The 19,082-nt window shown below is 71.2% G+C and carries 14 protein-coding genes; 6 read left to right on the top strand and 8 right to left on the bottom strand.

Annotated elements, in window-relative coordinates:
• Nucleotides 1-34: 34 nt before the first annotated feature.
• Nucleotides 35-1,174 carry a M48 family metallopeptidase gene (locus OG900_27825; protein WUH93542.1) on the top strand — a complete coding sequence of 380 codons (1,140 nt, stop codon included), beginning with the start codon at nt 35-37 and terminating at the stop codon, nt 1,172-1,174.
• Here OG900_27825 and OG900_27820 read toward each other — a convergent pair.
• The 6 genes from OG900_27820 to galE form a co-directional block, all read right to left on the bottom strand.
• Complete coding sequence (locus OG900_27820; protein WUH93541.1) at nt 1,068-2,303, bottom strand: hypothetical protein; 1,236 nt, start codon at nt 2,301-2,303, stop codon at nt 1,068-1,070. The two genes, OG900_27825 and OG900_27820, sit on opposite strands and share 107 nt — an antisense overlap.
• A gap of 64 nt (nt 2,304-2,367) precedes the next feature.
• The gene (locus OG900_27815; GenBank protein WUH93540.1) at nt 2,368-2,802 is read right to left on the bottom strand and encodes a hypothetical protein; all 435 of its coding nucleotides are present in this window, start codon (nt 2,800-2,802) and stop codon (nt 2,368-2,370) included.
• Nucleotides 2,803-2,913: 111 nt separating this feature from the next.
• The gene (locus tag OG900_27810; protein WUH93539.1) at nt 2,914-4,200 is read right to left on the bottom strand and encodes a glutamate-5-semialdehyde dehydrogenase; all 1,287 of its coding nucleotides are present in this window, start codon (nt 4,198-4,200) and stop codon (nt 2,914-2,916) included.
• A gap of 71 nt (nt 4,201-4,271) precedes the next feature.
• Nucleotides 4,272-4,736: a hypothetical protein gene (locus tag OG900_27805; GenBank protein WUH93538.1), complete on the bottom strand. Its 465-nt coding sequence runs from the start codon at nt 4,734-4,736 to the stop codon at nt 4,272-4,274.
• Between the two features lie 164 nt (nt 4,737-4,900).
• A complete protein-coding gene (proB, locus tag OG900_27800) occupies nt 4,901-6,040 on the bottom strand; it encodes a glutamate 5-kinase (protein ID WUH93537.1) in 1,140 nt (379 codons plus the stop codon).
• Nucleotides 6,041-6,095: 55 nt separating this feature from the next.
• Nucleotides 6,096-7,067: a UDP-glucose 4-epimerase GalE gene (galE, locus tag OG900_27795; GenBank protein ID WUH93536.1), complete on the bottom strand. Its 972-nt coding sequence runs from the start codon at nt 7,065-7,067 to the stop codon at nt 6,096-6,098.
• A gap of 298 nt (nt 7,068-7,365) precedes the next feature.
• Here galE and OG900_27790 point away from each other — a divergent pair, with 298 nt between their 5' ends.
• Nucleotides 7,366-8,928, top strand: coding sequence for a VCBS repeat-containing protein (locus OG900_27790; protein WUH93535.1), 1,563 nt, complete (start codon nt 7,366-7,368; stop codon nt 8,926-8,928).
• Between the two features lie 93 nt (nt 8,929-9,021).
• On the opposite strand, the gene OG900_27785 is transcribed toward OG900_27790, so the two are convergent.
• On the bottom strand, nt 9,022-11,271 hold the full coding sequence (locus OG900_27785) for a PIG-L family deacetylase (GenBank protein ID WUH93534.1): 2,250 nt from the start codon (nt 11,269-11,271) through the stop codon (nt 9,022-9,024).
• A gap of 228 nt (nt 11,272-11,499) precedes the next feature.
• Between OG900_27785 and OG900_27780 the strand changes: the two genes are divergently transcribed.
• Entirely contained in the window at nt 11,500-12,492 is a 993-nt protein-coding gene (locus OG900_27780; GenBank protein WUH93533.1) for a hypothetical protein, read from the top strand.
• Nucleotides 12,489-15,311, top strand: coding sequence for a stealth conserved region 3 domain-containing protein (locus tag OG900_27775; GenBank protein ID WUH93532.1), 2,823 nt, complete (start codon nt 12,489-12,491; stop codon nt 15,309-15,311). The genes OG900_27780 and OG900_27775 overlap by 4 nt, the downstream gene beginning before the upstream one ends.
• 57 nt (nt 15,312-15,368) lie before the next feature.
• Here OG900_27775 and OG900_27770 read toward each other — a convergent pair whose 3' ends face one another.
• Nucleotides 15,369-17,111: a stealth family protein gene (locus tag OG900_27770; protein ID WUH93531.1), complete on the bottom strand. Its 1,743-nt coding sequence runs from the start codon at nt 17,109-17,111 to the stop codon at nt 15,369-15,371.
• A 336-nt stretch (nt 17,112-17,447) separates the two neighbouring features.
• Between OG900_27770 and OG900_27765 the strand changes: the two genes are divergently transcribed.
• Both OG900_27765 and OG900_27760 read left to right on the top strand, forming a co-directional pair.
• Complete coding sequence (locus OG900_27765; GenBank protein ID WUH93530.1) at nt 17,448-18,464, top strand: glycosyltransferase family 2 protein; 1,017 nt, start codon at nt 17,448-17,450, stop codon at nt 18,462-18,464.
• Between the two features lie 8 nt (nt 18,465-18,472).
• Nucleotides 18,473-18,874 carry a GtrA family protein gene (locus OG900_27760; protein ID WUH95955.1) on the top strand — a complete coding sequence of 134 codons (402 nt, stop codon included), beginning with the start codon at nt 18,473-18,475 and terminating at the stop codon, nt 18,872-18,874.
• Nucleotides 18,875-19,082: the final 208 nt, after the last annotated feature.

The raw sequence follows: 19,082 nt of genomic DNA, 5'->3' as shown, positions 1-19,082 counted from the left end.
ATGTACCGGTGGGCTACCAGGGGGTTGGGCCAGTATGTCCGAGTCGAACGGACCGAACGACGATCGAGTGAGCACCGAGAAGCTGCCGGGACGCAACCGCAAGAGATTCCCTGACATCTCCTCACGTGCCTACGAGCACCCCGCGGACAGGTCCGCGCTGGTGGCCCTGCGCAAGCTCACCGGCTTCGACACGGTCTTCAAGGCGCTCAGCGGACTGCTGCCCGAGCGCAGCCTGCGGCTACTCTTCCTGTCGGACTCCGTCCGGGTCAGCGACGAGCAGTTCGCGCATCTCAACGCGATGCTGCGGGACGCCTGCTACATCCTGGACCTGGAGAAGGTCCCGTCGATGTACGTGACGATGGACCCGCAGCCCAATGCCATGTGCATCGGCATGGACGCGCCGGTCATCGTCCTGACCACGGGTCTGGTCGAGCTGCTCGACGAGGAGGAGATGCGCGCGGTCATCGGCCACGAGGTCGGCCACGCGCTGTCCGGGCACTCGGTCTACCGCACGATATTGCTCTTCCTCACCAACCTGGCGCTGCGCGTCGCGTGGATCCCGCTGGGCAATCTGGCGATCCTGGCGATCATCACGGCGCTGCGCGAGTGGTTCCGCAAGTCGGAGCTGTCCGCCGACCGGGCCGGGCTGCTGGTCGGCCAGGACCTGCAGGCGTCGATGCGCGGCCTGATGAAGATCGCCGGCGGCAACCACCTGCACGAGATGAATGTCGAGGCCTTCCTCAAGCAGGCCGACGAGTACGAGGCGGCCGGGGACCTGCGCGACTCGGTGCTCAAGATCCTCAACGTGCTGCCGCGCAGCCACCCCTTCACCACCATCCGGGCCGCCGAGCTGCGCCGCTGGGCGGCCACCCGCGAATACCAGCGGCTGATGGACGGGCACTACCCGCGGCGGACCACCGACAAGGACGCCTCGGTCTCCGACGCCTTCCGCGAGTCGGCGAACCATTACGCCGACACGGTGAAGAAGAGCAAGGACCCGCTGATGGGTCTGATACGCGACATCACCAACGGCGCGGGCGATGTCGGCGGCAAGCTGCGGGACCGCTTCACAGGAGGCGGGACGTCGCAGGCGACCGCGGAACGGCCCGCGGAGTCAGCAGCGGACTCCGACCCGACACCGGACGACGACCAGCCGGAGGGCCCGCTGCCGTAGCCGCCGTGGCCGCGGGCGTCGTCCCCGCGGGTGTGGGCGCGGTCTGCGCGGGCGACGCCGTCGCCTGCGGTGCGCCCCCCGCGCCGGTCAGCGGCGCGCAGACGGCCCCCGGCGGGCGGGTGCGGTTGTACGGGTCGGCGCTGGCGACGGCGCCGGGCGCGGAGTGGCCGGCCAGTATCGGCTGGAAGTAGCTCTGCACCTTGGCCGAGCAGGCCAGCGGCCCGGCCGCGACGTCGGCCTGCACCAGCTCGATGTGGTGCCGCCGCAGCTCCTCGTGGTCGAAGTGGAAGCGCAGCTGCCGCCGTACGGTGAACAGCGACACCGCCCTGGTGGGGTCGGACGAGCCGCGGATCGCGTAGACGTAGGTGTGGTCCGCGGTGATCTCCAGGTGCTCGTCACCGGTCTCGGAGGCCGTCCAGCTGCCGCTCACCCGGATGCCCTCGTCGTCGCCGACCAGCTCCACCCCCACCCCGGGGTCGGGGTCGAAGCGCACCAGCCAGCCGGTGGCCTCGCGGGAGCCGTCGGCGGCCGGGGCGCTGAGGCTGTCCTTGAACTGGTCGACCTGGCCCGGGTCGAGCAGCGCCAGCACATTGCGGATGTCGCCGCCGGTGACGGTCGCCTCTTCGAGCGCGGAGTCGCTGATGAAGTCCACGGCCGTGTCGTAGCCGGCGGTGACCTCGCCCTGCGAGTAGCCGCCGATCGGGCGCACCGACTTCGGCACGTTGAGACCGTCGATGCCGCTGCGGTAGCCGGCGGCCTCCGTCCCGGCGAAGGGCGCGCTCGGGGAGACGGCGGGCACGGTGCCGCCGGGCACCAGCGGGATCACGGTGACGCGCAGCTGCTCGCCGGTGCCGGCGTCCCGCTCCTTGTAGGGGTGGCGCACCCCCATGTAGACCGCGAAGCCGAAGGCCAGCACGATCAGCAGGACGAGCGCCACCGCCTGGCGGGCCAGACCGCGGGGCAGCACATGGCGGACCCGCACCGGATGGGCGGCGTCGTCCTCCCGCTCACGCGCGGAATACTCCTGGATCCGGGCAGCCCTCACGAACGATTCGTCGAAGACGACGGATCGGTATTCGTCCTCACCGCCTCCTGAGGTGCCCTCAGGAGGATCTCCGGACCCGCTCATATCACAAGGTTAGGTCTGTGGACGGAGGAATAAACTCCCCAGTACCGGCCGAGTTGACATGAGTTCAGGGCACCGGGGTGCTGGCGACCGGCGGCATCAGCCGGCCGCCGACCGGGCTGCCGCTGGACGGCGGGGGGTCCGCCGGCTGGCGGGTGGCGCCGCCCGCGCCGCGGTAGACGGCGGCGAAGCTGAGGGCGACCACTCCGATGCCCATCACCACGGCAAGAGCCCAGGCCACCGGACGGTGCCAGCGGGTGCTGCTGCCGCGGTAGGGGTGCCCGGCGGCATACAGCGGGTCGGTTTCCGGGAAGTCCGCGTCGTCGCCCGGCTCTGGGGCGGCCGAACGCGGGTTTCTGCGCCGCCCGGGCCAGCTGGGCGGTAGCGCGGGACCTTCGGCGACGGCCAGCATCCGTTCCCGGGCCGTGGGCTCGTGGAACAGAGCAGACCGTACGAATTCTTCGTCGAGGACTACGGAGGCGAATTCGTCATCGTCCGGCATCTGTCCAGAGTAATGCGGAAGTTGGCCCTTTGGGCAGGGGAATCCCACGCCGCTGTGGGCCGGCTGTGCACCCGGATGGCGTAATCCCGACGCCGACCGGCCCGCCGCAGGTCAGCGGGTGTGTCCGTCGCCGGTGACGATGTATTTGGTGGAGGTCAGCTCGGGCAGCCCCATGGGGCCGCGAGCGTGCAGCTTCTGGGTGGAGATGCCGATCTCCGCGCCGAAGCCGAACTGGCCGCCGTCGGTGAAGCGCGTCGAGGCGTTCACCATCACCGCGGCCGCGTCGACCAGCTGGGTGAAGCGGCGGGCCGCGGGCTGCGAGGAGGTCACGATCGCCTCGGTGTGGCCCGACGACCACAGCCGGATGTGGGCGACCGCGGCCTCCAGCGAGTCCACGACGCCGGCGGCGATGTCGTACGACAGATACTCCGTCTCCCAGTCCTCCGCGGTCACCGGGACCACGGTGGCCTTGCTGCCGGCCGCCTCGGCGGTGGCCACCACGTGCGGGTCGCCGTGCACTGTGACGCCGGCCTCGGCCAGCGCCGCCAGCGCGCGGGGCAGGAAGTGGTCGGCGATGTCCCGGTGCACCAGCAGCGTCTCGGCGGCATTGCAGACGCTGGGCCGCTGGGCCTTGGAATTGACCAGGATCGCCACGGCCATGTCGAGGTCGGCCTCGGCGTCGACGTAGACGTGGCAGTTGCCGGTGCCGGTCTCGATCACCGGGACGGTGGAGCCCTCGACGACGGTACGGATCAGCGCGGCGCCGCCGCGCGGGATCAGCACGTCGACCATGCCGCGGGCGCGCATCAGCTCGGTGACCGACTCCCGGCTCTCGCCAGGTACGAGCTGCACGGCGTCCGCGGGCAGCCCCGCGCCGCCGACCGCGTCACGCAGCACGGTGACCAGGGCGGTGTTGGAGGCGTACGCGGAGGACGAGCCGCGCAGCAGCACCGCGTTGCCCGATTTCAGGCACAGCGCGGCGGCGTCCACGGTCACGTTCGGCCGGGCCTCGTAGATGATGCCGACGACGCCGAGCGGGACGCGGACCTGGCGCAGGTCGAGACCGTTCGGCAGCGTGGACCCGCGCAGCACCTCACCGACCGGGTCGGGCAGCCCCGCGACATGCCGCACGTCGGCGGCGATGGCTGCGACCCGCTCCCGGGTGAGTGTGAGCCGGTCGACGATCGCCGGGCTGGTGCCCTCGCGCTCGGCACGGGCCACGTCCTCGGCGTTCGCCGCCACGATCTCCTGGGTGCGGACGATCAGCGCGTCGGCGATGGCCAGCAGCGCGTCGTCCTTCGCGGCCCGCGGCAGCGGTGCCAGGTCCGCCGCGGCGGATTTGGCGCGGTAGGCCGCGAGCAGCACGGGGGACTTGGGGAGCGGCGAGAGCAGGTCCATGCGTGCAGCGTACTCAAGGGCGTCCTCCCGCAAGGCCGCACCTTCGCAAAGCGTGCCTTCACCGGAACGGCTCAGAAGGGGTGGACGCCGATCGGGACGGCGGGGGCCGGGGCATGGCCGGCGGCCAGGCGCTGGTGGTAGGTCTCCCGGTCGATGACTTCCAGGCCGACGGTCTCCCAGGGGGGAAGGCCCGCCGTGGAGCGGTGCTCGCCCCACAGGCGCAGTGCCAGGGCGGCGGCGTCGTGGACGTCCCTGGCCTCCTCCCAGTAGCGGATCTCCGCGTGGTCGGGGGCATAGCGGCTGGTCAGCAGGAAGGGATGGTCGTTGGCCAGCTGTTCGAGGCTGCGGCGCAGCTCGGGCAGCGGGGTCAGCGGACCGGCGACGCTGAGCGTGACATGCCACAGCCGGGCGGCGGTACGCTCCTGCGGCCGCGCCTGGTGCGGCACGACGGCCTCGTCCGGCACCGCGCGGTCGACACTGACCAGCGCGCGCTCCGACGAAGTCCTGGTCATTGGCCCTGGGCGCCCTCGTTTCACCGGCGGCCTCCCTGTGGGTTGCGTTCGCTGCGGCGCGCCCGGCCCGTACCCGTGGGCGCGGACATGACGGTGGCAGGGACGTACCTGCGCATCGCATCCTCATCAAAGTTGACCAGGCTCCGGCAGGTGGCGGGGGCGTTTTCCGCAAGAAGCCCCCGACGAGGTCAGCCCGGCAGCCCCTGCGGCCTCAGCAGCACGAGGTCGTCGCGGTGCACGACCTCCCGCTCGTAGGCGGGCCCCAGCTCCGCCGCCAGCTCGCGGGTGGAGCGCCCGAGCAGCCTGGGCAGCTCGCGCGCGTCGTAGTTGACCAGGCCGCGGGCCACCGCGACGCCCGACTCGTCGACCAGGTCCACCGGGTCGCCCGCGGTGAAGTCGCCGTCCACCCCGGTCAGCCCGGCGGGCAGCAGCGAGCTGTGCCGCTGGGTGACCGCGCTGACCGCGCCGGGGTCCAGCCGCAGGGCGCCGCGCGGGGCGGACGCGTGCGCCAGCCACAGCAGCCGGTCGGCGGAGCGCTTGCCGGTGCGGTGGAAGTGCGTGCCGGTCGGGCGGCCGGCCAGCGCGTCGGCGGCGTGCACGGTCGAGGTCAGCACGACGGGGACGCCCGCGCCGGTGGCGATTGCGGCGGCCTCGACCTTGGTGACCATCCCGCCGGTGCCGACCCCGGCCCGGCCCGCGCTGCCGATGGAGACGCCCGCCAGGTCATGCGGCCCGGTGACCTCGGCGATCAGGCTGGTGCCCGGGGTACGCGGGTCGCCGTCGTAGAGGCCGTCGACGTCGGAGAGCAGCACCAGCAGGTCGGCGCGCACCAGGTGGGCGACCAGGGCGGCGAGCCGGTCGTTGTCGCCGAAGCGGATCTCGTCGGTGGCGACGGTGTCGTTCTCGTTGACGACCGGCAGCGCGCCCATCGCCAGCAGCTGGTCCAGGGTGCGGTAGGCGTTGCGGTAGTGGGCGCGGCGGCTGACGTCGTCGGAGGTGAGCAGCACCTGGCCGACGCGGATGCCGTAGCGGGCGAAGGAGGCGGTGTAGCGGGCCATCAGCAGGCCCTGCCCGACGCTGGCCGAGGCCTGCTGCCTGGCCAGGTCACGCGGCCTGCGGGACAGCCCGAGCGGGGCGAGGCCGGCGGCGATGGCGCCGGAGGAGACCAGCACGATCTCCCGGTCCTCCCGCGCCTTGGCCAGCACGTCGACCAGGGCGTCGACCCGGTCGGCGTCCAGCCCGCCGGCCGCCGTGGTCAGCGACGAGGAGCCGACCTTGACCACGACTCTGCGGGCCTCCACTACGTCCTGCCGTGCCGCCGTCGTCACGTACGTCCGTCCCTCGTGTCGGGGTGTGCGCTGCCGCCGCCCGCCGGTGCCGCGGCTACCGCGGGTGGCGCAGCTGCCAGCCCGCCCAGGCCGAGGTGATCATCTCGCGGATGTCGTAGGCGGCCGACCAGCCCAGTTCCTTGCCGATCGCCTCGGCGGACGCGACGACCCTGGCCGGGTCGCCGGGACGGCGCGCGACCACCTCGGGGGCGCTCCCAGTGTGGCCCGAAACCTCCTGGATGATGCCGACCATCTCGGCCACCGAGACGCCCTCGCCGCGGCCGATGTTCAGCACCAGCTGCGCCCGCGGGTCCTCGGTGAGCCGGCGGGCGGCGGCGACGTGCGCGGACGCGATGTCCTCGACGTGGACGAAGTCGCGGATGCAGGTGCCGTCGGGCGTCGGGTAGTCGGCACCGAAGACCAGCGGGGGCAGGCCGCGGGAGAGCCGCTCGAAGACCATCGGGACCAGGTTGGTGGCCCCCGGGTCGCCCAGCTCCGGCGTCGCCGCGCCCGCCACGTTGAAGTACCGCATGGCAGCGGTGGCCATCCCGTGCGCCCGGCCGACGGCGCCGACCAGCCACTCTCCGGCCAGTTTGGTCTCGCCGTACGGGTTCATCGGCTCGCACGGGGTCTGCTCGGTGACCAGGTCCACGTCCGGCATTCCGTATACGGCCGCGGACGAGGAGAAGACGAAGGCGCCTACCTGGGCCTCGACGGCCGCCTCCAGGACGGTCCGCAGGCCCTCGACATTCTCCCGGTAATACCAGAGCGGGCGGTCGACGGACTCCCCGACCTGCTTCTTCGCCGCGATGTGCACGATGCCGCGCACCTCGTGCTCGCGCAGCACGCGGTCGAGCACCGCCCGGTCCAGGACGCTGCCGCGCACCAGCGGGACGCCGGCGGGCAGTCGTTCCGGATCGCCGGTGCTCAGGTCGTCGAGAACCACGACGGGTTGCCCATCGGCAACGAGCGCCTTGACGACATGTGAACCGATGTAGCCCGCGCCGCCGGTAATCATCCAGGTCATGGTCCGAAGTCTATCGATCGGGCCGAAAACCCCCGCGCCGGGTGTCAGACCGGGGGGATAGACTCCGCGGACCCGAACGGCCGGGACCTTCCTATAAGTCCGAGGCCACGTTCAGGGATTCATTGCTTGAGATCCCATGGGGGGATTAGTGTCAAAAACGCAGCCGGTAGGGCCCAAGGGCCGCCGGCGTCTTGTTGCGGCGTGCACGGCCGGCATCCTTTCTCTCGGCGCCTTCGCGCTCGGGACCGGTGCCCAGGCCGCAGAGCCAGGTGCACGCCACACCGCTGAGCGGCCCACCGTGGCCACAGCACACGTACCGCACATCAGCGCCCCGAAGTCGCTGACGAAGTCGAAGCTGGCGGCGAAGGCCGTCCAGACCCCGGCGCCCGTCCGCTACGACATCGACGGCGACGGCATCGGCGACCAGCTCTACCGCGATGTCAACATGGTGTGGCACAACTCGCTGGGCGACAACACCAACCCGTCACTGGGCACGTCCAGCGAAGAATACGTGGACGTGATCACGCCGGGCGACATCGACGGGGCGACCGGCCCCGACGTGCTGGGCCTGACCGCCAGCGGCAAGCTGGAGATGTTCAGCGGGTCGAACTTCCCGAACTACTCGTCGTGGACCAGCACCGGCTGGACCATCTACAACAAGGTCATCGCGCTCGACGACGTCACCGGTGACGGTATCCCCGACATCGCCGCGCGGACTTTCGACGGCCACCTGTACCTGTTCCCGGGCACCGGCAACGGCAGCGCGCCGTTCAAGACCCGCCTGCTCATCGGCGGCGGCTGGGCGGTCTACGACCAGCTGGCCAGTCCGGGCGACCTCGACGGTGACGGCATCAGCGACCTGGTCGCCCGCGACACCTCGGGCAACCTGTACTTCTACAAGGCCACCGGCAACGCGGCCGCCCCCTACAGCGGCAAGTCGCTGATCGGCGGCGGCTGGAACACGTACAACCAGATCATCGGCCTCGGCAACGGCGAGTCCGGTGCCGGCTTCCTGACCGGCCGGGCCTTCAACGGCGACCTGTACCAGTACGCGTCGAACGGCGCCGGCGGCCTCCAGGCCCGCTTCTTGTGGGCAACCGGCGCCGGCGAGGTCGACCTGTTCGCCGGCATGGGCGGCGTCCAGAACTGGGGCAAGAAGTGGCTGGCCGGCGTCACGTCGTCCGGTTCGACGTACGGCTACGTACCCACCAACACCGGGACGTTCTACGGGCGGGACCTGGTGGGCGACCCCGGCGACTTCGCCGGCGTCTCGAACATGGCCGCCGGCGTCTCGTTTACGGACGAGGCCTACCCGGAACTGCTGATCAGCGCCGGCGGCACGCTCTACAACTACGTCCGCGGCCCGGTCACCACCGGCTGGTCGTACAACCTGATGGTCGCCCCCGGCGACCTCAGTGGCGACGGCAAGAGCGACCTGCTGGCCCGGAACTCCTCGGGTCAGCTGTATCTCTTCAAGGGCACCGGCACCGGCACGGGTTACACCAGCCGTACGCTCGTCAGCTCCGGCTGGAGCGGCTACAACGCCATCATCGGCGCCGGCGACATGTCCGGCGACGGGCGGGCCGACATCCTGGCCCGGAGCACCGACGGCACGCTCTACCTGTTCAAGGGCACCGGCAATGCGGCGGCGCCCTTCGCCGGCCGGATCAAGCTCAGCGCCGGTTTCGGCGCGTACAACAAGATCGCCACGGCCGGCGACATCGACGGCAACGGCCTGGCGGACCTGCTCGCGGTGAATTCCGCGGGCACGCTCTACCGCTTCAGCGCCTACGGCACCGGGCAGTTCGCCGCCGGTGTGTCGCTGGGCAACGGCTGGAACGCCTACTCCAGGCTGCTCTGAGCCGGTCTGCACCACATGCGGTACGTATAAAGGCAGAAGGTGCCCGCACCCTCGTGGTGCGGGCGCCTTCCGCTGTCACGGGGCCGCCCGCCCTCAACCCGCATGCGTGGTCGCGCGCCGGGCGGTGAGGCCGGACGCCTGCCCTACGTCACCGCCGGGCCCGCCGTCGAGGCCGAAGGACACCAGGACCGCGCGGGCACCGTCCGGGCCGAGCAGCGCGGGCCTGCCGACCGCGAACGCGGCTGCCACGGCGGCCGGTTCGCGCCCCTCGGCGGTCCTGACGCCGCCGCCACCCGCGGCGGCGACGATCGTGGCGGGCGCGCCGGCGGGCCGCTCCCCCGGGAGGACGACCCGGCCGTCGCGGACCAGCCGGGCTTCGCCGGACGCGGCCCTCACCGCGAGCACCGGGTCCTGCCCGGCCGGCGTGTGCTGACCCGGCAGCAGTGAGACGGGGCCGAATCCGGCGCCGCCCAGCCGCCCCGCCGGTGTCCAGCGGTCGCGGCCGCCGGCCGTTGTCAGCTTCTCCACCACCAGCTCCGCGGTGTCCGGCAGTCGGTAGGCGAGCAGCAGCGAACCGTCCGCCGCCCTTGCCGCGTCGGGGGCTTCGGCGGGTGCCGCGGCCACCTTCAGCGGCTGGTGGCGCAGTTCACCGCCTGGCGAGGCCTGCACCCAGGTGTGGATCGCGTCACGGCCGGCCGCGAAGACGTGGATCCGGCCCTCCGCGTCGAGCGCGGCGGCGAGCCCTTCCTGGACCTGGCCGCCGGACAGGCTGTGCCAGGCCGACCAGGTGCCCGCGGTGTCGCGGATGCGGGTGCTCAGGCCCTTGGCCGCGTTGCGCACGAAGAGGTGCAGCCGGCCGTCCCCGGCGAACACCGCGGTGGGCGGGCCGACCCGCCGGCCGCGGGCGGGGTCCTGCTCGGGATTGCCGAGGCTGCGCCAGGCCGGCGCTGCGACGGGGTCGGGGCCGACGCCTTCCAGCACCACGACCTCCCGGGTGTTGTGCTGCTTGTCGGCCTCCAGGCCGGAGAAGCGCAGCGCGAAGACCAGGTCGCGTCCGCCGGCCCCGGTGACCACGCTGAGTGCGGGTGCCAGCGGTCCGCCGCCCAGGTCCTCGGGGGCGCTCCAGGCACCGCCCGCGCTCCTGGTCCAGCGGGCGGCCCTGGTGCTGAGCACTCCGTAGGCGGTGGCCCGGCCCTCCCCGGCGCCGACCACCCGGGGTCCCGCGGTGGGATAGCGGTAGTGGGTGCTGCGCACCCATCCCTTCGGGGACCGCAGCGCCGAGCCCTGGCCGACCGAGTAGTCGCCGCAGCCCTGCGGGTCGCCGCAGTGCCACGAGGGGTCGCCGCCGTAGACGTCGAGGAGGCCGCTCTTCATGCGGACGGTGTCCTGCGGCAGATTGTGCGGCCAGCGCTGGTTGTAGTAGCCGCGGTAGACGTCGGTGAGGAAGACCGGCGCTCTGCCGCCGGCCGCGGCCCCGTCGACCCACTGCGCCATCGCGCGCCAGGTGAAGAGCGCGACCGCGGTGTGGTCGATGTGGTCGGAGAAGCCGGTCTGGTCGCTGTCGCGCGGGTGGCGGGCGTCGTGCACCTGGATGTCGGGGTCCGGGTCGAGGGTCCGGATCAGGCTCGGCCGGTAGGTCTCGAATATCCGCACCAGGCTGTCGAGGAGGGTCTGCCGCCGGTAGGCGCGCGAGGTGCGCACCTCGGAGCCGGGCACCACCACCGTGCGGACCTGGGCGCCGGGTGTCGCCCACAGGCCGGCCATGCCGACCATGCCGTGCGGTGTCCTGTTGTGCATGTCGATGTTGAGGAAGACCAGGTCGGCGTGCCTGCCGCCGTGCCCGAGCGAGTGGACCTCGGCCTGGGTGCCGCCGGGCAGGTCGAGTACGGTCCGCCGCCACCGCGTGAAGACCGGGGCGCCGAGCATCCGCGCGTACGCCTGGCGCAGCCCCTGCTGCCGTGCCGAGACGTAGGCGGGCACGTCGTGCTTGGCCTTGGGGGCGCCGAGTGCCTGGTTCACACCGAAGGAGCCGCCGCCGGTGACGTACACCGACACGATCGGCACGTCGCGGTCGATGCCGGCGACCGTGTCCGGGTTCATGAAGAAGAGGTCGTCGTCGGGGTGCGCGAGCACCTGCATCACCAGCGGCCTGGTCCGCGCCCGGAAGCCGACGGTGGACGACATCGGCAGCGGCCTGGCGGGGATGCCGCCCTCGCTGGCCGCGCTCGGGTGCGACCCGTTGGTGCAGCCTTCCAGCGTGACCCCCGTCAGCGCTCCGGCCAGCACGCCGACGGCGGCGCGGCGCGTCGGGCCGGGGCTTCCCACGTCCAGCAAGCGATTCAACGTTCAGGCTCCGTTCACCCGTTGTGCGATCATTTCCACCGCCTCGGCTCACAAGAGCGGCCGGCGGTGACGCGGGTTTCAACTGAAGCGGTGATCCGCGTCACATATCGGTTTGACTCGCAGGTGAATTGCCAGGAACTGGAATTGAACATTCGGCCAACTTGCTGATCTTTGGCATCCTTGACACGATGCGCTGGCCGACGGATGAGAACGGGAGACACGTGCGCCGTGAGTGAATCGCTCCTGCCCTACGCGGTGGGCGCGGCAAAGCGCGCCCGAACCATGGCGGTACGGGTGCGCCGCAAGGTCGAGCGGATGAATACCGTGCCCGCGCTCGGCACCGGCGTCCGCCCGCGGCCGGTCATCGCGCCGGTCCACCTGTCGGTGCTCGGCGGCCGCACGCTCAATGTCGCGGTTCCGCTGCCCCGGCAGTCCGCCGACCCCGCAGCCGCCCGCCTGGAGCTGGTCCACGGCAGCCGGCGGGTCAGCGTCGACCTGGACCTGGAGCCGGAGTCCGCCGGGACCCTGCTGCTCACGGCGACGGTGCCGCTGCGCTATGCCGAGGGCGAGGACGACACGGCGCGCGGCCTGCTGCTCGACGCCGGCATATGGCGCTTCAGCGTCGTCGTCACCGACACCGGCGGCCGCGAGACCAGGGCCGACCTGTCCGCGCCGGCCTTCTCCACGGTGCACGGCCCGATGCTCCCCACCTCCCCGTCCGAGTCCAGCGGCGCGGTCTTCCGCGCGGTGCGCTCGGTCGACGGCCGCGCGATGCTCAAGGTCTCGGCCCCTGCCCACCAGGCGGAGCTGTCCGGCTTCGACCTGCGCTGGGACCGGGTGACCGTACGCGGCCGGCTGCTGGCCCCCCGCCACCCGCTGGGGCAGTACGCGGCGGAGGTCGTCAGGCGCGGCGCCAACAAGTCGGTGCCGATACCGCTGGTGTGGGACGGCGACAGCTTCACCTTCGACCTGCCGCTGCGGACCATGACCGGCGGCCCCGGCGTCCAGCGCACCTGGGACGTCCAGTTGCGCGCGGGGCGCACCAAACTGAAGATCGCCAAGCGGCTGACGCAGGTGCGCCACCCCAAGCAGGTCTTCAGGACCCCCTTCCGCGTCATCTCGCTCGGGGACGGCTCCCTGACGCGTGTGCACGCCTATCTGACGCCTGGCGGAGCCTTCGCGGTGGCCTGTGCGGCTATCGGAACCAACGAGGACGCATGAAGATCACATTTCTGCTCACCTGGGGCGACGAGATGGGCGGCACCGAGATGGCCGCCTACACCCAGGCGATCCATCTGTCCCCTCGCCACGACGTCGAGGTCATCAGCGTCTTCAAGACCCGGCGGGAGCCGTTCTTCTCGGCGGCGCAGCAGATAAAGCGGCGCTACCTGGTCGACAGGACCGGCGCGTACGGCCGCCCGGTGCGCCGCAGCACGCTGGACGAGACGGCGTGCAGGACGCTGGAGTCGCTGCCCAGCGAACTGATCAAGCCGGTCTGGGAGAACACCTTCACCCGGCTCTCCGACGTCGAGATGTCGGCCGCGCTGCCCATGCTGGACTGCGACGTGCTGGTCACCACCACCCCGGCGCTGATGGCCGCCGCCGCAGAACTGGCCCCGGCCCGGGTGGTGACCGTGCACGAGGAGCACCGCGCCTCCCAGCTGCGCGGCGTCTCCGGCGAGCCGCTGCTGGTGTACGGCCCGCGGATCGACGCGCTGGTATCGCTGACGGAGCGGACCAACGACTGGTTCGCCGACTCCCTCGGCGACGCCGCACCCGAGCTGGTCACCATCCCCAACGCGGTGTCCGACGGCTACCGTCCGCGCTCCGACCTGCAGAACAAGGTCATCGTGCTGGCCGCGCGGATGACCCCGGAGAAGCAGCTCGACCACGCCATCCACGCCTTCAACCGCATCGCGGGCGACTTCCCCGACTGGAAGCTGCGGATCTTCGGCGACGGCCCGCAGGAGGTGCGGCTGCGCCAGCTCGTCGAGGGCCTCGGCCTGCACATGCGGGTCGAACTGGTGGGCCGCTCGCAGCAGATGGACGAGGAGTGGGCCAAGGCCGGCCTGTGCCTGCTGCCGTCGCGCAACGAGGCCTTCCCGCTGGTGCTTCTTGAGATGTTCGCCGCCGGTGTGCCGGTGGTGGCGTACGACATCGTCACCGGCCCCTCCGAGATCATCAGGCACGACGTGGACGGCCTGCTGGTGCCGCCCGGCGACATCGAGCTGCTCGCCGAGGCGATGGCCCGGCTGGTCGGCGACGAGGAGACCAGGCACGCCTTCGGCAAGGCCGCCCGCCAGGGCGTCTACGAGCGCTTCAACGGCGACGGGATCACCGCCCGCTGGGAGGAGCTCTTCAACCGCCTGGTGGCCGAGCGCGACGACCCGAAGCGGCTGAGCCGGCGGGCCGACCGCACCGCCCTGCGGGTGGCGGCCGGCGGCACGCGCAACTTCACGGTGGCCGCACCGGTGTCCACGCTGGCGAATTCCGCGGACGAGCAGAAGGCCAGGGAGGTGATCATCCAGGCGCAGGACCGCTCCCTGGTGCGCTCCGCCGGCCGGCTGGCCGAGGTCAGCGACACCGTCAACGGGCCGCAGATGCTCAGGACCAACCTGGAGATAAGCGCCAAGGTCCTCGAGGACGCCGGTATCCCGTACATCCTGCTGCGCGCCGAGGGCGTGCAGTACCGGATCGCGGTGCCGGTCGAGGAGCGCTCCCGGGTGCTTGAGGCCATGTCCACCGCCCTGCACGGCAAGCCGGTCTACGCCGAGCTGATCACCCCGCGCGGCGCCGCCCCCGGCGCGGTGCTGGCCGAACGGCTGCGGGATGTCGGCGAGGTGGCCGGGCTGCGGGTGTTCAAGCCGATGACCACCAACAGCCGCACCCTGCGCTACGGTCCCGCGTACGGCTGCAGCCTCGAATTCTGGGCCGTCGACGAGGAGGACGGCTGGCGCAGCACGCCCCGGGCCTCGACCCTGCTGGGCCGCCGGCTGCCGAACCTCGAAGCCACCGCGAAGCTGCGGGTCGGCGAGCGGGACTACCCGACGCTCGCGCCGTTCACCAAGCAGCTGATGTGGGACGTCGACTACCCGATAGACGTCGTCTACACCTGGGTGGACGGCAACGACCCCGCCTGGCAGGCCCGCCGCAACGCGGTACGCCGCGAGCGCGGTCTGGAGGTCGCGGAGAACTCCGACGCCGACAACGGCGACGTCAGGTTCCGCAACCGCGACGAACTGCGCTACTCGCTGCGGTCGTTGGAGATGTACGCGCCCTGGGTGCGCAACATCTACCTGGTGACCGACGACCAGGTCCCCGACTGGCTCGACACCTCGTGCCCCGACGTGAAGGTCGTCAGCCACCGGGAGATCTTCGCCGACCAGGACGACCTGCCGACCTTCAACTCGCACGCCATCGAGAGCCAGGTCCACCGGATCGAGGGCCTCTCTGAGCACTTCCTCTACCTCAACGACGACTTCTTCATCGGCCGCCCGCTCTCCCCCGAGCTGTTCTTCCTGAGCAACGGCATCGGGAAGTTCTTCAGGTCGCCGGTCGCCGTACCGCCGACCGAGCCGTCGGACGAGGACGAGGGCTACTTCGCCGCGGCCAAGAACAACCGCAAGCTGCTGGAGGGCACCTTCGGGCGGATCGCCACCCAGAGCTTCCTGCACGCGCCGCACCCGCTGCGCCGCAGCATCCTCGCGGAGATCGCCGAGAAATACCCGCAGGAGGTGGCCAGGACCGCGGCCAACCCCTTCCGCGGCAACACCGACATCTCCATCACCTCGTCGCTGCACCACCACTACGGCTACCTCACCGGCCGCTCGGTGCCCGGCACGATCTCCTGCAGCTACGTCAACGCCGGCGACTACGACCACCACTCGGTCCTCGGCCGCATGCTGGCGTCCCGCAACTACGACGTCTTCTGCATCGGCGAGTCGCCCGACGCGGAGGTGCCGGAGGAGGAGCAGGCACGGGTGATGCACGCCTTCCTCAACGCCTACTTCCCGGTGAAGTCCCGCTTCGAGCGGGACTGACCGCCGGGCCGGCCGGTCGGCCCGGCACCGGACAGCCCCGCTGTCCGGTGCCGGGCCTCACTGCTTCTCGAAGGGCCCTGGCACCGGGAAGTACGCCTCAAGGAACGGCGTGATCAGGTCCTTCTGCTCGGAGACGTCCTCACCGGTGGACACGGTGTCGTTGACGCAGAAGACCGTCTTGTCGCGGCGGGCCAGCAGCCGGCCGAGCCGGGTCTCGGTCCACGGGTGCGTCAGGTCGATGTAGGTGTACGGCAGTTCCGACGGCACCGCCCGGCGGGTGGCGAAGGCGAAGTAGTGGTGCAGCGAGGAGGCGATGGAGATGTCGTCGATGCTGCGGAAGTGGCTCGACTCGGTCTGCCGGTATTCGGCGGCGAACTCCGCCTCGATCTCGGCCAGCACGCTGCGGCGCAGCGGATGCGGCATGTGCTTCATCTTCTGCACCAGGACCGAGCCGTAGCGCTCCTCGATCAGCCGCCGGTTGTTCTTGCCCGCCGCCGCCACCGGCGGGTCGTCCGCGGTGCGCTCGCCGAGCGGCACCAGGGCGGGCGAGGGGAAGAACTTGGTCAGGCCGTTGGCGAGGAAGAAGTCCTGCGGTGTGACCTCGTTGCCCAGCAGCACGTCGTCGTTGAAGTAGAGGAAGTGCTCGGACAGGCCTTCTATGTGGTGCAGCTGGCTCTCGATGGCGTGCGAGTTGAACGTCGGCAGCGACGAGGCGGAGCGGAAGACCTCCCGGTGGCTGACCACCTGGATGCCCGGGTGCTCGGCGTCCAGCCAGGACGGCGTCTGGTCGTCGGTGACCAGGAAGACCTTGCGCACCCAGGGCGCGTACATGTGCAGCGAGCGCAGCGAGTAGCGCAGCTCGTCGCGGCTGAGGTAGCGGGCCGCGTTGGCGGCCTCCTCGTGGTAGCCCTCGCCGGAGAAGTCCGCGCGGCGGCGCAGCCAGGCGGGGTCGGCCCCGTCGACCCAGGTGTAGACGACGTCCACCGGGAAGCGGACCTCGCCGGTGGGGTGGATCGCGAAGTGCTCGCGGGTGGGCACCTCGTGCAGCGGCCCCGCGCCGGTGTCGCGCGGCGCGAGGTCGGTGAAGAAGGCCTCGGCGGCCTGTACGGGCTTGGAGTCGGCCGGGATGTCCTCGGCGAGCTTGCCGGGCCGCGGGGCGACCAGCCGGCCGTCCTCCTCGGCCCAGAACTCGATGTCGCAGCCGTAGCGGGTGCCCAGCGCCAGCTTGCCGTGCTCGTCACAGCGGTACCAGGTGAGCCGGAAGACGCCGGCTGCCGCGACCTTGCGCCAGGCGGCCGGCTCGTAGCCGGGCAGCGAGTCCTCGGGCACCGGGTTGTTGGCGGCGACCGGCGTCACATAGCCGGGCTCCTCGGCGCACAGCGCGGTCAGCGCGGCCAGCACCGCCTCCCGGTCGTCCTCGCGCACGGCGACGGCCGCGGCGGTCTCGGAGCGGCCGCGTACGCAGAAGTGGCTCAGCCCCGCCGCCTCCAGGCAGTCGAGCACCGCGTCCAGATTCGCCCGGCGGGCGGTCAGCGGGGTCACCCCGGGGATCACCAGCGCGACCTTGGGCTCCCGCCCCACGGTCATCACCAGGCGGTCGGGGCGGTCGAGAAGCGCCTGGTGGCGCTTGCCGACCCGGGCGGCGCGGACCCGCTCCGCCGCCGCGGTGGCTCCGGCGATCCTGAGCTTCACCTGCTTGCGCAGATCCGAGTCGACGCGGGAGGCGATGGCCTTGCGGGCGCTTTCCGGCACGGCTCGTCGGTAGACCCCCAGCAGCCGGGGTGCCTCGGGATTACGCACGGCGGGCGACTCCTCATCGAACGACGGCCCCGGTGGGAGGCCGTCCGGCGGACCAAACGCAGCCATCGAGGCCGACATCCCCAGTATGCCCTGCGTTCGCCGAGCGTCCTCATGTGGTCCATTTCACCGCCGGCTGTTCACCGGGGGGCCGCCCCGGTTCCCCTTGCCCGGTGAATTCTTGGGACTACGATTCGGACAGCTTGCTGAACGTTCGCCGACCTCATAGCGCACACTCACCGCAGCGCGTCACCCCCACCTACACTGACGATCACATATGCGGCTCGGTTTACAGCCGCCGCACCGCGTATTTGACGCACGGCGCCGAAAGTGACCTTCATGCGACTGTCGATCGTAGTTCCCTGTTACAACGAAGAAGCCGTCATCGAGCTCTTCGACCTGCGGATCAGGGAGACCCTGGAGACGCTCGCCGTCGACTACGAGTTGTGCTACGTCGACGACGGCAGCAAGGACGGGACGCTCGAAAGGCTTCGCGGGCTCGCCAGGAAGAACCCGGGCAGCACCCGCTACGTCTCCTTCAGCCGGAATTTCGGCAAGGAGGCCGGCATGCTGGCCGGCCTGCGCGAGGCCACCGGCGACGCGGTCGTCCTGATGGACGCCGACCTCCAGCACCCGCCGGAGCTGATCTCCCGGATGCTGGAGCTGCACCACCTCGGCCACGACCAGGTGATCGCGCGGCGCACCCGCGAAGGCGACAAGAAGGTGCGCTCGGCTGTCAGCCGGCTCTACTACCGCATGATCAACAAGTGGGTCGACGTCGAGCTCACCGACGGCGTCGGCGACTTCCGGCTGCTGTCGCGGGCCGCGGTGGACGCGCTGCTGTCCATGCCGGAGTACAACCGCTTCTCCAAGGGCCTGTTCTCCTGGATCGGCTTCGACACCGTCACCTTCGACTACCGCAACGCCGCCCGCGAGGCCGGCGAGACGAAGTGGCGCTTCGGGGCGCTGGTCAACTACGGCATGGACGGGCTGATCTCGTTCAACAACCGCCCGCTGCGGGTGGCGATCTACGCCGGCCTCGGCCTTGCCGCTCTCGCGGCGGTCTACGCGGCGGTGATCACCGTGCAGGCGATCATCGAGGGGCCGACCGCGCCCGGCTACGTCACGCTGCTCGTCGCCATCACCGGCCTCGGCGGGCTGCAGATGATGATGCTCGGGCTGATCGGCGAGTACATCGGCCGTATCTACTACGAGACGAAGCGGCGGCCGCACTTCCTCGTCAAGGAGACCAACGCGCCACGCGCCTTCCGCGTCGGCGACCAGGCAGGGGCGCCCGCCACCGAGGAGCGGGCACCGTCCGCCTCCGAGCGGCGGGACTGGTCGGAGATCCGGTGAGCGCCGCGATGCCCAGGCTCTCGCCGCAACTCCTGCAGATCGTCCGCTTCGCGCTGGTCGGCGGTGTCAACACCGCGACCTTCTACGGCTTCTATCTGGCGCTGCATCCGGTGATGCCGTATTTCGCCGCGTATTCACTGGCGTTCGTGCTGAGCATGATCGGGTCGTTCTTCCTGAACACGTACTTCACTTATCGCACCCGGCCGACGTGGAAGAAGTTCTTTCTCTTCCCGCTGACCAACATCACGAACTACGTGGTGACCAGCATCGGCGTCTACGCCTTCGTGGAGTGGGCGAACATGAACGACAAGATCGCCCCCCTGGTCGCCGCGGCGGCGGCGATCCCCTTCACGTACATCCTCTCCCGCCGCATCCTGACCAAGGACACCCCGCCGGCCACGGCCTTCTGACCCCGCCCCCGCACGGCACGCGTGAGGCCCCCTGGACGCCGTCCAGGGGGCCTCAGTCGCGCGGGGCGCGGCCCGGACTCCGTCCAGAGCGCACCGTGCATACTCGAACGGATCGAAGTCGCGGTACTCCGCCTCCGGGTCGTCGCGCTCCGCCTGCTTGTCGCGACGGCGGGACACCGCGGCGCGAGGCGCGTCGAAACGGTGGGCA

This window comes from Streptomyces sp. NBC_00433 (genome assembly GCA_036015235.1).
In the GTDB taxonomy this organism is placed as follows: domain Bacteria; phylum Actinomycetota; class Actinomycetes; order Streptomycetales; family Streptomycetaceae; genus Actinacidiphila.
The sequence above is the reverse complement of the archived record's forward strand: the minus strand, read 5'-3'. Positions and strand labels throughout refer to the sequence as shown.

Excerpts from the sequence above, each read along its gene's own strand:
- OG900_27815 (WUH93540.1), bottom strand. The coding sequence starts at position 2,802 with ATGCCGGACGATGACGAATTCGCCTCCGTAGTCCTCGACGAAGAATTC.
- OG900_27825 (WUH93542.1), top strand. The coding sequence starts at position 35 with ATGTCCGAGTCGAACGGACCGAACGACGATCGAGTGAGCACCGAGAAG.
- OG900_27760 (WUH95955.1), top strand. The coding sequence starts at position 18,473 with ATGCCCAGGCTCTCGCCGCAACTCCTGCAGATCGTCCGCTTCGCGCTG.
- galE (WUH93536.1), bottom strand. The coding sequence starts at position 7,067 with ATGACCTGGATGATTACCGGCGGCGCGGGCTACATCGGTTCACATGTC.
- OG900_27820 (WUH93541.1), bottom strand. The coding sequence starts at position 2,303 with ATGAGCGGGTCCGGAGATCCTCCTGAGGGCACCTCAGGAGGCGGTGAG.
- OG900_27775 (WUH93532.1), top strand. The coding sequence starts at position 12,489 with ATGAAGATCACATTTCTGCTCACCTGGGGCGACGAGATGGGCGGCACC.
- OG900_27810 (WUH93539.1), bottom strand. The coding sequence starts at position 4,200 with ATGGACCTGCTCTCGCCGCTCCCCAAGTCCCCCGTGCTGCTCGCGGCC.
- OG900_27765 (WUH93530.1), top strand. The coding sequence starts at position 17,448 with ATGCGACTGTCGATCGTAGTTCCCTGTTACAACGAAGAAGCCGTCATC.